General features: G+C 43.1%; 24 protein-coding genes. All 24 read left to right on the top strand.

Features of this window, described 5'->3' with window-relative positions; all coding sequences use genetic code 11:
• The first annotated feature begins 60 nt into the window (after positions 1 to 60).
• The 24 genes from GT3570_RS12405 (at position 61) to GT3570_RS12315 (ending at position 12108) form a co-directional block, all read left to right on the top strand.
• Entirely contained in the window at positions 61 to 279 is a 219-nt protein-coding gene (locus GT3570_RS12405) for a helix-turn-helix transcriptional regulator (RefSeq protein ID WP_025949296.1), read from the top strand.
• Between the two features lie 42 nt (positions 280 to 321).
• On the top strand, positions 322 to 516 hold the full coding sequence (locus tag GT3570_RS12400) for a hypothetical protein (RefSeq protein ID WP_025949295.1): 195 nt from the start codon (positions 322 to 324) through the stop codon (positions 514 to 516).
• A gap of 22 nt (positions 517 to 538) precedes the next feature.
• On the top strand, positions 539 to 673 hold the full coding sequence (locus GT3570_RS19180) for a hypothetical protein (protein ID WP_023634618.1): 135 nt from the start codon (positions 539 to 541) through the stop codon (positions 671 to 673).
• Positions 674 to 767: 94 nt separating this feature from the next.
• The gene (locus GT3570_RS12395) at positions 768 to 980 is read left to right on the top strand and encodes a hypothetical protein (RefSeq protein ID WP_050437069.1); all 213 of its coding nucleotides are present in this window, start codon (positions 768 to 770) and stop codon (positions 978 to 980) included.
• Positions 981 to 990: 10 nt separating this feature from the next.
• Positions 991 to 3282, top strand: coding sequence for a phage/plasmid primase, P4 family (locus GT3570_RS12390; RefSeq protein WP_062898833.1), 2292 nt, complete (start codon positions 991 to 993; stop codon positions 3280 to 3282).
• A 117-nt stretch (positions 3283 to 3399) separates the two neighbouring features.
• Positions 3400 to 3828: a hypothetical protein gene (locus GT3570_RS12385; protein WP_025949292.1), complete on the top strand. Its 429-nt coding sequence runs from the start codon at positions 3400 to 3402 to the stop codon at positions 3826 to 3828.
• 15 nt (positions 3829 to 3843) lie between these two features.
• Complete coding sequence (gene fbpA, locus GT3570_RS18085; RefSeq protein ID WP_075261363.1) at positions 3844 to 4020, top strand: Fur-regulated basic protein FbpA; 177 nt, start codon at positions 3844 to 3846, stop codon at positions 4018 to 4020.
• A gap of 721 nt (positions 4021 to 4741) precedes the next feature.
• Positions 4742 to 4918, top strand: coding sequence for a hypothetical protein (locus tag GT3570_RS18765; protein ID WP_167552188.1), 177 nt, complete (start codon positions 4742 to 4744; stop codon positions 4916 to 4918).
• Between the two features lie 4 nt (positions 4919 to 4922).
• Positions 4923 to 5057 (top strand): hypothetical protein, encoded by a 135-nt coding sequence (locus GT3570_RS19175; protein ID WP_256363766.1) that lies wholly within the window; start codon positions 4923 to 4925, stop codon positions 5055 to 5057.
• A complete protein-coding gene (locus GT3570_RS18760) occupies positions 5051 to 5191 on the top strand; it encodes a hypothetical protein (RefSeq protein WP_162924030.1) in 141 nt (46 codons plus the stop codon). The genes GT3570_RS19175 and GT3570_RS18760 overlap by 7 nt, the downstream gene beginning before the upstream one ends.
• Positions 5192 to 5202: 11 nt before the next feature.
• Positions 5203 to 5361 carry a hypothetical protein gene (locus GT3570_RS12375; protein ID WP_023634628.1) on the top strand — a complete coding sequence of 53 codons (159 nt, stop codon included), beginning with the start codon at positions 5203 to 5205 and terminating at the stop codon, positions 5359 to 5361.
• A 4-nt stretch (positions 5362 to 5365) separates the two neighbouring features.
• Positions 5366 to 5581: a hypothetical protein gene (locus GT3570_RS12370; RefSeq protein ID WP_062898832.1), complete on the top strand. Its 216-nt coding sequence runs from the start codon at positions 5366 to 5368 to the stop codon at positions 5579 to 5581.
• 56 nt (positions 5582 to 5637) lie between these two features.
• Positions 5638 to 5829 carry a hypothetical protein gene (locus tag GT3570_RS12365; protein WP_023634630.1) on the top strand — a complete coding sequence of 64 codons (192 nt, stop codon included), beginning with the start codon at positions 5638 to 5640 and terminating at the stop codon, positions 5827 to 5829.
• A gap of 64 nt (positions 5830 to 5893) precedes the next feature.
• The gene (locus GT3570_RS19170) at positions 5894 to 6967 is read left to right on the top strand and encodes a hypothetical protein (protein WP_240432117.1); all 1074 of its coding nucleotides are present in this window, start codon (positions 5894 to 5896) and stop codon (positions 6965 to 6967) included.
• Between the two features lie 10 nt (positions 6968 to 6977).
• Positions 6978 to 8753 carry a fibronectin type III domain-containing protein gene (locus tag GT3570_RS12355; RefSeq protein WP_156484086.1) on the top strand — a complete coding sequence of 592 codons (1776 nt, stop codon included), beginning with the start codon at positions 6978 to 6980 and terminating at the stop codon, positions 8751 to 8753.
• 156 nt (positions 8754 to 8909) lie between these two features.
• Positions 8910 to 9383 (top strand): hypothetical protein, encoded by a 474-nt coding sequence (locus GT3570_RS12350; protein ID WP_047752754.1) that lies wholly within the window; start codon positions 8910 to 8912, stop codon positions 9381 to 9383.
• A 1-nt stretch (position 9384) separates the two neighbouring features.
• Entirely contained in the window at positions 9385 to 9666 is a 282-nt protein-coding gene (locus tag GT3570_RS12345; RefSeq protein WP_062898830.1) for a hypothetical protein, read from the top strand.
• Positions 9657 to 9800, top strand: a complete 144-nt coding sequence (locus tag GT3570_RS18535) for a hypothetical protein (protein WP_156484085.1) — start codon at positions 9657 to 9659, stop codon at positions 9798 to 9800. Before GT3570_RS12345 ends, GT3570_RS18535 begins: the two co-directional genes overlap by 10 nt.
• Positions 9800 to 10201, top strand: a complete 402-nt coding sequence (locus tag GT3570_RS12340; protein ID WP_047752756.1) for a hypothetical protein — start codon at positions 9800 to 9802, stop codon at positions 10199 to 10201. The genes GT3570_RS18535 and GT3570_RS12340 overlap by 1 nt, the downstream gene beginning before the upstream one ends.
• Positions 10201 to 10548, top strand: a complete 348-nt coding sequence (locus tag GT3570_RS12335; protein ID WP_047752757.1) for a hypothetical protein — start codon at positions 10201 to 10203, stop codon at positions 10546 to 10548. The genes GT3570_RS12340 and GT3570_RS12335 overlap by 1 nt, the downstream gene beginning before the upstream one ends.
• Positions 10548 to 11204 (top strand): ATPase, encoded by a 657-nt coding sequence (locus GT3570_RS12330; protein WP_047752758.1) that lies wholly within the window; start codon positions 10548 to 10550, stop codon positions 11202 to 11204. The genes GT3570_RS12335 and GT3570_RS12330 overlap by 1 nt, the downstream gene beginning before the upstream one ends.
• Positions 11173 to 11511, top strand: coding sequence for a hypothetical protein (locus tag GT3570_RS12325; RefSeq protein WP_025949282.1), 339 nt, complete (start codon positions 11173 to 11175; stop codon positions 11509 to 11511). The genes GT3570_RS12330 and GT3570_RS12325 overlap by 32 nt, the downstream gene beginning before the upstream one ends.
• Complete coding sequence (locus GT3570_RS12320; RefSeq protein WP_050437068.1) at positions 11508 to 11873, top strand: hypothetical protein; 366 nt, start codon at positions 11508 to 11510, stop codon at positions 11871 to 11873. Before GT3570_RS12325 ends, GT3570_RS12320 begins: the two co-directional genes overlap by 4 nt.
• On the top strand, positions 11857 to 12108 hold the full coding sequence (locus GT3570_RS12315) for a hypothetical protein (protein ID WP_025949280.1): 252 nt from the start codon (positions 11857 to 11859) through the stop codon (positions 12106 to 12108). The genes GT3570_RS12320 and GT3570_RS12315 overlap by 17 nt, the downstream gene beginning before the upstream one ends.
• Positions 12109 to 12234 lie beyond the last annotated feature (126 nt).

Genomic DNA, 12234 nt, shown 5'->3' with positions numbered 1-12234 from the left:
CATATACTTTGATTAACGATACGCGTTTTGTGACTTTACTTTAAAGGAGGTGATAACCTAATGAGGAAATGGCTAAAAAACATGCGTCTAAACAAAAAGATGACTCAAAAAGAACTCGCTGAATTAGCTGGGATTTCAAGAAGTACTTACGCTATGATTGAAAACGGCCAAAGAAATCCCAGTGTCGAAGTGGCAAAGCGAATCGCCAACGTTCTTTCTTTCGATTGGACATATTTTTTTGAGGATAAATGTCACATTTCGTGTATTGCGACTGCATAATTTAATGCCTATACATCCATTGTATTGAAAAGGAGTGAGAGAGTGAGAGTAAAAATTTCGCTCATCGTTGAGGAAAAAGAACACGTCAACAGAGCAATCGGATGCATTGATCATATGCTCGATGCAGTCATGACAAAAGATTACAAAGCTGCACGGCAAGTCATTAAATCGTTTGAGTCTGTGTTGGACAAGTTGCAAGAGATCGAGATGAAAAAAGCTCGAAACATGGGGCTATAAGGGTGGTAAGGGGGAAACTTGGATGAAAGTAACGATCATAAAGGGACCAATGTTCAGCCAAGTGGAGAAAGATGTGTATGCATACTTGGCTCAAGTCTTGCCCGATGAATATAAAAAAGTGCAAGAAAGACGGAGCGCTGATGAAAAAGCGTCATAAAAAAAGCAGCAAGCGCCCTAACGCTCACTGTCCTAAAAAATATGCCTATTAAAAATATAACATAACGAAGAAAGTCCAAAAAGGGGGACTCCGAATGGTGACAAAACAAAAGGCCGATCCGATGCAAAAATATGTTCCGATTGTAATGCGGTGGATCGAGGAAGCGTTTGATATGACCGCTATCCAAGTCGAAGATTTTTCCGTGTTTCCAGCAGGAAAGCTGATCCGCGATGAAAACGGACACACCATGGTAGTGTTTTACGATGTTTGGACTGATCAAGTGAAATATACATTCCCGAAAAAGTGAGGATCACAGTATGCAGGCAGCACTTGACTTTCAAATGAGTCTTGAGAGGCTTTTTCCATCAGCGAAAAAGCCCCTCAAGATTATTCGACTGATTGGCTATTCACGGATGAACAATGAATCTGATCCGCAAAAAGCATACAGTGTCGCGAAACGGCCTTGCATGAAGGGATGGCAAGATCTAAATCGCCCAGGCATGACAGAAGGAGAGATTCGTGCCTGGTTGCGGCAAAAAGGGTGGACAGGTCTTGTTATTCCAGACGGGTATGACGTTATTGACATCGACGAGCAGGAAGAAGGGGAGATGCTTCTTAAGGCGCTTTTGCGTGAAGGATATAAATTTCATGCGATTCGCACAATACGAGGCTTTCAATTTTTCTTTCGTTCGACAGGGAAAATCAAAGGACAAGACGCGACAGTGCTCATGGCTGGCGGCTTTGTCGGCGACTATCGGCTTTCCGGGCGCGGTCAAGTGGTTCTTCCAAGCGAAAATACAGGCGGACGCGAATGGGTACATATTGCCGACGGAGAACTGTCGCCGATGCCAATTTTCTTTGAACGCTTAAAAAAAATTGACAAAGCGCAACGCCCGTTTCCAATCCCGATGCCCGAGGGTGGACGTAATAATGCGTTATTTTCCCATTGTTGCCGTCTGGTTGAATTTGGTTACACCCAAGAACAAGTCCGTGAAATAGCCAGCTTCCTAAATCGCTATTTTTTTCTTCCTCCATTAGACCAGCGTGAATTTGCAAACACATTAAATAGTGCATTGAAACATGAACCAAGTGGAACGGACTATTTTGCACCGCTACCGATGCCTTCTCCATCGCGAAAAGAAGGGAAAAAGTTCAACCTAACGGAAATGGGCAACGCCGAACGACTTGTCGCGCGGAACGGTCAAAACTTGCGCTATTGCGTCGAATTTGAGGAATGGCTCATCTGGGATGGAAAAACATGGGTAGAGGACAAGAAAAAGCAGATTGAACGCATTGCAATTCGGACGTTTCGCGAAATGTATGCAGAAGTAGCACAAGAAGAAAATAACGATGCACGAAACGAACTGCTGAAATGGGCGAAAGCAAGTGAAAAAAGCTCCGTATTCCTCAACTCAATCGCCAGGGCGGAAGCGATGTTGCCGATCAGCCAGGATGAGCTGAACAAGGATAAATTTTTGCTGAATTGCGCAAATGGCGTGGTGGATTTACGGACAGGAGAATTGTTGCCGCACGACCGCAAATATATGATGACTAAAAATACGCATGTGAATTATGATCCAAATGCAAAATGCCCTACGTGGATTGCATTCCTAGAGTCCATCTTTCGTGATGGTGATGAAGTTAAGCGAGACATTATCGAGTTTTTACAAAAAGCGATCGGATACGCACTAACGGGTGATATATCCGAGCAAGTCGTCTTCTTTTTATGGGGAACGGGGCGAAACGGTAAATCAACGTTTATCAACACTGTCAAGGCGTTGCTAGGAGACTATGCAAAACAGACGAACTCCAATACATTCACGGCAAAAATGAACGATTCAGGGATCAATAACGATATTGCCCGACTGCATGGAGCACGTTTTGTATCAGCCGTTGAGAGCGAAGACGGCCAGCGCCTCAGTGAATCGCTCATCAAGCAGCTGACGGGAGGCGAACCGATCACAGCCCGTTTCCTACGCAAGGAATTTTTCGAATTTGTGCCTGAATTCAAGATTTTCTTCACGACAAATCATAAGCCAATCATCAAAGGCGATGATGAAGGGATATGGCGACGTATTCGTCTTGTGCCATTCACGTATACGATCCCAAAAGAACAGGTAGACAAGCATCTACCTGAAAAATTGCTGAATGAGCTTCCAGGCATTTTGCGTTGGGCTGTTGAAGGATGCTTGAAATGGCAAAAAGAAGGTTTAGGCGAGCCGGACGAAGTGAAAAACGCGACGGATGAATATAAAGAGGAAATGGATCTGCTCAGCAATTTTTTGAATGATTGTTGTGTGATCCATCCAGGAGCAAAAGTCCAGCTGAACGAGTTGTATAAGGAATATATCAGCTGGTGCGAGGAAAACAGTGAAATCCCGTTGAAAAAGCAAAAGTTTTCTGCGAGATTGGTGCTGCGCGGATTCGAAAAACGGAAATCCACCGGAAACAAAACATTCTTTTTCGGCATCGGTCTTTCCGCTGAAAGTTATAAAGTTACCTCCAGTTACTCAAATTCCGGTAAATCGCCTATAGGCGATAATTTTGAGGAAATACCGAAAAATAAGTCACTTGAGGTAACTAGTAACTTAGTTGAGGAAGAAATATAGTTACTTAGTTACCATGAGTTACCCGTTTTTAGGAATATTCTCTATGGGTGAATTATACGGAAAATACCCCTTTTTAAGTAACTTGAAGTAACTAAGTAACTGATAAGGGGGAGTTATATGTTATATAACATTTTTTACAGATTAGAAAATCTAAATATTCAAATAAAAGTAAAAAACAACAAAATCAGCTTGCTTTATAAAGATGGGAGCTTGCCAATGGATTTAAAAAAACAAATCCAGCAGCACAAGGAGGAAATCAAAAGGCGGTTGGAAGAAAATGAACAAGCCCGGCGGTATGGATTTTTGATATATGCGTATGGAGAGCTTTATGAGTTCCGATATGGGAAAGGATCGTACTTGTTTATTGAGCGGGAAGGAAATAAAGCTATCGTTTGGCGAGGAAGCTACATTCACGGTGATCCCCGTCCGTATCGAATAAAAGTTTTAGCTAATCGCGTTCCTTTTCATCATGCATTGGCCGAAGCAGTTGGTTTCATAGAATGGCTAAAAAGGCAGGAAGGACGAGCAAATATATATTCTCTATAAAGAAGGGGGAGTAACATGACTGCTTTTAAATTATACTTACGCGAGGCGATCGAACAAGTTAGGGTTAAACGGATTGAGCAGTTGCAGGCTGCGGGGTACAGAAAAACTGTTGAGGGGCGTTTATTGGATGAATTAACGCTGTCAGAACTGAATCACGAATATCATTGCCTTAAAGAACAAAAGGGGAAATGAGGAATGTTTCGATTTTTTTGCGAACAGTGCGGATTTGAAATTTGGAGCATCGAGGTAATTCCAAAACTAAAATGTCAATGCGGGATATATTCCCAGTGTGAAGAAAAGGAGTGTGGGATCAATGAATAGTAAAGTAAGAGACTTCTTGGAGACAGTAGTCTTCTCCGGCTTGTTTCTGATTATCATGGGAGGATTCATCTGCTATCTAGTCCGGTGATGGAGGTGTGAAAAATGTATTTGTCCCAGGTGAAATCAAATGGCAAGCGATATATTTATCTGTGTGTGTATGATGGTAGTCAGGAATATTCAACGAGACGCGAACGGCGAGTATATGCCTTCGGGGAGGCTAGGCAGGCGTTGAAGAAGATGCGCCGGTGGAAAAGGAAATTTTATGAGTTTCCACAAGAACTAAAAGAACTTGGATGTTCAGAACAAGATTTAAACGACTGGATTACAACGATTGAAACGGGGAAAACAAAAACGGGAAGGAATTTTATAGTAAACGTGTAAGTTTTTAAAGATATTATATATATCTATAAAAATGCACGACGCGGTTTTTAATGTTTTAATCTATACGGAGAATAAAGCAGAATTTTATAAAAGGCATGTTGGCCGGGCGAAGCTGTCTTCGCCCGGTTTCTGCACTGATATGACCAAAATTTTTTGGTGATATGAAAGAGCCAAGCAGGCTTGTACATTTAAATTGTGAGGGGTGAATATTATGAATGGCCAATCATCCAATATTACATATGTTGAGATGCGCGGACATACCGTCATCGAAACGAAAGAAGGAAATATTGTGGTCATACATGAGATCACCCTTGGCGATGTCGTCATTTCTGTTATATTAGCGGCTATGTTGATTTTTATGGTGTTAGAGCGATTTATGAGGAGGTAGGATGATGTACAGCCTGATTTTTGCGACTCCTAAAGATATTTTAGGTGCCTACCTCGTCATCATCGGATCGTGCTTGATATTGCATCCCATTGTGATGTTTTTGGTTTCAGCTCTGAAAGGGGCGAAACAGCGATGGTAACCACAGGAACGCTGGTTGCCTATGCATTTAAGGTTGTATTTGGTAACGGCGATGTCATCACTGCGTTAGCATCCTGGGCGATTTTTTTGACATTCTGTTTCGTGGCGACGGCGATTTATCAGGCGATGAGATAAGGAGGGAGAAAATGTCCAGTATCGGGAATGTGTTCGATTGGTCGTTTTTTTGGGGTGTTTTCGGATTTTTATTGAAAACTGTTGCTCCCTTCGTCATGCTTGTCGTCGCCATTGTCGCCGTCGGGATGCTGTTGCATGGCGTGATCGTGGCGATCAGATCGAGGTCGTGATAAGATGCCACAGTTTCAGACGTTTTTTACGCCAGCGAGGTTGGATGAGTTTTGGTATTACGTCAAATGGATTTTGTTTTATGCGGCACCTGCCATTATGATCATGGCAGCGGCCGGTGCTATATCGCTGTTGATCCTGGTCATTAAAAAAAGTTTTGCCAATGAAAACGAGATCAACAGACAGGATGAGACTGATGATTATGAAATACGACGGTATTAGGTTTCAACTAGCATTGCTAGTGAAATAAATCTTATTAAATCAAGGAGGAATCATTCATGCCTGCTTTAGGTGCCGCTATTGATCTTTCTGGGCTGACGTTGCCGTTTTCGGTTTCAGATTTAATCGGCAGTGTCAACAGCCTCATTTCTTGGGTGGGTCCGTTTGTGTTGCTTGCCTTGGCGCTTGGGTTCGCACCGAAAATCATTTCTTTTATCAAGTCTATTTTTGGACGCGCCACGGCTAAGTAATGAGCCAAAAAAGGGGGATGTCACTGTCCCCCTTTTTTAACATAGGGGGCGTGGGATATATTATATGGTTAAAAAAATGACATTGATGATTTTAGCCATAGCGGTTGCATATGTGATGATCTTGCCCGATCGATCGTATGCAGCTGATGCAGTATGTTCAAACGGCGAATGTATCTATGGATATTTTGGATCCCAAAGCGGCGATGCAATCCTTTGGGCAGACAGTATATATCATGACGACAACTGGACAAGGGTAAAAATTCAAGGATCCGGACAAGGTGCACTGCAATGGTTTGATGCGTCGGGGAATTTATTGGGATCATCAGCCTTGGCTGGATTTTCTGATTATAACTTTCCTCCAGGAGCAAAAGGTTTTAGGATTCGGGCATCAGTAGGAGAATTTCATGCGTTAGAGGCATGGTCTGATAATGATTTATCAAGGCATGTAGTTTTTATGGGGGCTGATTCGGCTGGAAACAGCTGTATTGGTTGCGACCTATTCAATTGTCCTGGATGGAGTCAGTATATGGGGAAGCTCAATGAAATTAGAGATGCCATCCCTCCTGCGCCGAACTGGAACCAAGTCGCGGCCATTTTTCGCGATACGATTGTGCCGAAACTTGTAGCCGACCTTGAAGTGATGTTGGGAACAGCGCCGTCACCGCCTGCAGAGCCGCCAGATCTCCCGGGGGTGGACACACACGGCATTGAGAATAAAGTGCCAAGCATGCCTGATTCAGGATTGGATACATCGGGATTTACGAAAGATCGTATCGAGAGTGAAGCGCCGGAAATTGAATTTCGTGAAGACGAATCGGGAGGCTTCGATATTGTGAATCCGATAGATACTTTGCCGCCGTTGCCGGACAAGATGCCGGAGCCGGGAAACACGGATGCAGGGGGATGGGATGCCGGACATCCACAACAGCCGGATGACCAGCCAATGCCGATCCCAAAAGACCAAAGCGGGACACCGGACACCGGCAACGCGCCGATACCAAGCCAAAACAGCGACACACCGCCAAGCCCCGGTGACAACGGCGGCAACGCGCCAATACCAAGCCAAGACGACGGCATACAAGGATCAAAATACTACAAAAAACACCCTGATGATCCGGATGGGAGTGGGGGGAGGTAGTGATTAAACAATGCGGGTAAGAATAACTTTTATAGTTTGTATATTTTTTATTTCATTTTCTTTTTTGAATTCTGCTTTTGCGGCTGTAACGAGCGGTTACGTCTCTCCTGTCGTTATTAATTCTGTCAGCCCTGTAGCGGGATATAACCCCGAAAATTCTGTTGATAGTAATCTGACTTCATATACTAATTTGGGGGGGAATGGATATATCAAATATCTAATTCCTTCTGGTTCGAATTCAATGAAAATACATCTCAGAACTACTAACTATCCAGTAAACCAATATTTGGGATCATATAGAATTGTGTTTTCTAATTCTCAAGGAGTAGTTTGGGATAGTGGTAATATTAAAATTTATACAACTAGTTTAATTGCGTATGATTTTGCTATTCCGGACAAGGCTACAGAAGTCACAGTCTATTCTACATCTTACGCAGATTACTTTCCGCTGCTGGTTTATGAGGTTGAAATGACGGTGCCAATTGACAAAACACCACCACATGAAGTGACAAATCTAGTCACAACGTCATCTACTACAACGATTTTGCTTACCTTTAATAAACCTACTGATAGTGATTACACAGGAACTAGATTGTATGTAAATGGGGTTTTAGTGAAAACTTTGGGGAGTACCACAACATCTTATAGATTAACCGAATTAAAACCTAATACCACATATAATATTAGAATAACGACGTTCGATACGAGTAACAATGAATCAGAGGGGATAACAACATCGGTAAAAACTCCACCGCCGCCCGATGTTGCGAACTTGATTTTATCTCCCTCTCCCTATTCGATTTTTGCAAAATGGATAAATCCAGATGATCCTGACGGCTTAGGATTTATCGGCAATGATCTTTATTTAAACGAAAAACTCATCACATCTTTGGATAAAAACACAACGACGTATACATTTACTGATCTGAGTCCAAACACATCCTACACAGTAAAAATTGTTTCGAAATACAATGGAGGATATTCATCGTCAGGACAGACAGCAACCGCAAAGACAACAATACCGATAGAAGATATCACTGACCTGCAAGCCGACGCAAAATACGACCGTGTGAAGTTATCCTGGAAACTTCCAGATAGCGAGTTTTTCTCGCATGTGAAGATATATCGAAAAAAGATAGAACAACAATCGTTCTGGGATCAACTTTTTGGCGCGACAGCTGTTTCCGCCGCTACGACATCGGATGGCTATACGCCGATGTTTGAAACAAACGGAACGTACTGGACGGACTTGACGGTCACACCGGACACGACGTATTCGTATAAGGTGACATCGGTCAATATAGAGGGAAATGAGTCGCAAGGGGTAACGATCGAAACGAAAACACCGTCAGAGCCTGCTCCGGTCTTAACTGGTGTGGCGACAACGCAAAACGAAAACGGCGACTATATCGTTACATGGACAAGCCCCACAAAAGGATCAGTGAAAGTACTGATCGGTGGAAAGAGTTATACAGTAGTTGATGCAGCATCCCAGCAAGTAATGATTAAAAAAGAAGATATGAAGACGGACTTCTTTGGAGGATATGACGCAAAATTAGTGCCGGTCGGACAATTTGGGACAGAAGGACAGGCTGTACAAGTGCCAGCAGTAGGGAAGAAAATTGAATTCCCCATAACATTCGATGATTTCATGAAAACTGTTGTTAACATTCTCTCCTGGGCGGCTCCGCTGATCTTAGTGTTGTTTGTATTCATTTTTTGGAGGCCATTTATTGCATTTTTGCGAAAAACGATTTTCGTAAAAGGAGGGCGTATGAAGTCATGAATGTCAATATCGTACAGGAGGTCATTGAAATCGTGTTTCAACGGTACATGCCATATATTACGCCCATCCTATTTATTTTCGCAGTAGCAATGTTCGGTGAAAAGCTGATTGGGCTGTTATATAGTCTGATTCGCAGGTGATAAGCAAGTGATAACGATGATTTTTGTGCCGTTAGTAGTATCAGGCATACTCGGCGATGCGTTTGGTAAGCTCTTTGATGTCATATGGTCAGTCATAAAGTGGATAGGGCGACTGTTAAAAAAGCTGTTTCAAGGGCTTATTGATTTAATCGTCGGGTTTTTTGAAGTCATTTACGCGTTGATTGACGGGATGCTGTACTTTTTGTATAAAATCGGCGTTCTAGCTGTAAAGCTGTTTTTGCTGTTTTTCGAGCTGGCGAAAATGATTGTTTCGCTGTTTGTTGGCTTTGCAAAAACGCTTGCCAGTCTTGTATATGTTCCGCGCGGCGGAAGTGGAAACGGCTATTCTGAAATGTTAGGCAAGATTTTTGCGGCGATGCAGCCTTTGAAGTTGGAGCCAATCGCCTATATATTACTTTTTATTTTGTGGATGTTTACGGCTGTGGCAGCGATCAAGTTGCTGTCGTCGATCAGAGTAGGGGGAGATTGATGTGAACATTAAAGAGGCCATACACAGTTTCATTGATAAAATTTTCAATCCCCCGATCACATTTTTAGATATGGGTATAGAGAAGCTTCGCGCTGTTGGACAATTAACAGCACAAGGGCTGAATGTCGGAAAATACCTATCGGTATTCGGAGATTTGCCAACAGCCTGGCAGCTTGTCGTTTCATCAGCGCTAGCCTCCGTGGTCATTTTAGGATCATTGCTGATTTTCAGGTCAGTTATGCGCCTATATTACAGTCTGAAAGAAGGTGTGAAATGGTGGTAGATGCGTTTTTCTATATGTTTACGCTAGGCGCTGGCGCTGCGGCCGGCGTGGGTGTTATTGCATTTCTTGGGTGGAAAATTGTTCAATTTTCAAATAGAAAAGCGAAAAAACAGCAAAGAAGGGCGGTAATCTGATGGGATTGCTAAAGAAAAAGGAAAAGGACGAGTTTTTTCCAGGGACAAACGACATATTGATTGTGTTTGACGACGAACAAAAAACGAGTGATATACAGCGTATTGACGAAATTCGCGACGGTGCAGTGTATGTGACAGGCAAATATAAAGTGCCAATACATGACTGTGAGATTACGACTGGACCTGAGGGACGACACTTTTTCTATCGCGCTCCGTCGCGGTCGGTACAGGAAACACAACGCCTGGCAGAGCTAGAAAAAAGTATCGTACTGCGACAAATCACGTCTTATCGTCCGCCAGAGCCACCAAGCCAACTTGATATGACAAAAATCCTTTTATTCGGGCTTGTGTTCTTTGCGTTTATCATTATTGGCATTTCCAGCTGCGGAGGAGGATCGTGATGCAAAGCAATGCCGAAAAGTTACAAAGCGTCATTTCCGATGACTTGTTTCCGCAAGTGCAGCACATATCGGACGTCAAACAAGTCCTCGAAGAAATGACGACAAAGGCGCAAGAGCTGCAAGAGTGGCAAATTAAAGCGATTTTGCTGCTCGAAAGTCTTTCGAGGAATAAATACTTGCATGGAAAAACCGATCCGTATCGTGAAATTATCAACTTTATCATGCAAGGTAAGGTTCTTGTCGCTGATCCGCAATATTACATTGATACAATCGAAGCGCTTATTCCTAAACCGCCGAAGCCGGTCATTGTCGCGCCGAATGGCGTTGAGAAGGGAGGGAAACGGTAGTGGCACATCATTTCTTCATACAAGGTCCGCTCGGCGCTGGGAAAACATTGATGATGTCGCTTTTAGCTCATCACTGGCGTGAAAAGGTGCGTGCGCGTGGCGGTGATATTCAACTTTTTTCAAACTACGGCTTGAAAGATTCGATTCCTCTTGAACACTATACCGACTGGTATAAGGTAGCAGAAGCGCAAGGCAGCATTTGTTGCTGGGACGAAGCGCAAATGGCGTTTTCAAACCGCAAATGGTCGAAATACGGCGCGACGATCGCCACAGAAGTTATGATGTTTACGCGAAAAATGAAGAGCGTACAAATATATTGCTCGCCGTCAATCAACAACGTGGACAGTCGCATCCGGCAGATCGTCGAGGTTTTGATTAATGTCCGAAAGATTGGCGACCGCGGTTTTGCAATCCATTTTACGGATTATCAGACAGGTGAATTTATGCATAAACAGTTTTTGCCGATGTGGAAGGCGAAGAAAATATTTAAACTCGGACTATATGACACAGACACAATGGTGCTAGGGTTTCCGTTGCCGTCTACCGAACGAGAAGGGAACGAATTTTTCAGGACTCTTGAGGAAATACATGAGAAATCGCGTCAAACCGTAAGGAGGGCTGCCCGTGAACTACTCACTGGTGCCGGAGCACTATAAAGATAAAGATCCGCGTACATTGTTGTATCATTTTCCGTCGATACCGGTTGTGAAGTTCGCGAAAATCACACAGAAATTCTATTTTTTCAAACAGCTTGAAATCGCGCAAGACATCGTAAATCGCATGGGCTATATTTTACTTCCGTCCGCCTGTATGCACTGGGAACGAGTAAAGCAGTTTGCTGATAGGCGCATTAGGATCGGACGAAACTCCTTTTTTATGATGCGTCCTAATGAGCTGACAGAGTCTGAACGTCGCAAGTTACAAGAATATCTCGACGAAATAAAAAAAGGGGAGAAATCATGAAGATTCAATTGACAAATACGGAAGTAGGCATGTTATTGATTCACATGGGGATAATGCGCAAAGAAATCAAAAAGGCATTGAAACGAAATTATAGTTTTTTTGAGGCAAAAAGACAGCTTGCTTGTTACGATTCGATCATTGACCTGCTTGGACGTGTTGTCGATGATACTAAGAAGCTGTGTGATATAGAATTTTCAGATGAACAGAAAGAAATGCTGGCGTCATTCATATATTCGTACACCACGATCATTAAGCAGGAGGCCGGGCGTGAGAAGATTGATGCCAGTGATATTTTGCAGGCGTTTGAAAAAATAGCTGCTCGATTAGAGGGAGGGCGGCATGCATATGCTGAAACTATTTAAACAACTGGATTTTTGGCTAAGCCTAGTTATGGCCTTATGTGGCATTGCACTGAGCTATATCATTGTTCCGTATTTATTCCCCGATGTAATGGAAGGCATGTTTGCAACGTGCTTACTAACTGGTCTGTTTATCGGCGAATTTTTAGGGGAGACGAAACATTTGATGAAAGCAATAATTAACGAAAGAATAGCAACAAAGGAGCATATACATGAAATCAGACCTGACAACAGGTAGCATGTGTGGACATGTTATCTGTTTTTTTTGTTTGGTCATTTGTACAAACGATAAGCGCATATCCTTCAGCAAGAGGGGGTATGCGTATGCGCGTCCGCATCATATATGGGGAGCATACTGACAAGG

The sequence above is a fragment of the Geobacillus thermoleovorans genome (genome assembly GCF_001610955.1).
Taxonomy (GTDB): Bacteria; Bacillota; Bacilli; order Bacillales; family Anoxybacillaceae; genus Geobacillus; species Geobacillus thermoleovorans.
This window is presented reverse-complemented; position numbering and strand designations above follow the sequence as displayed.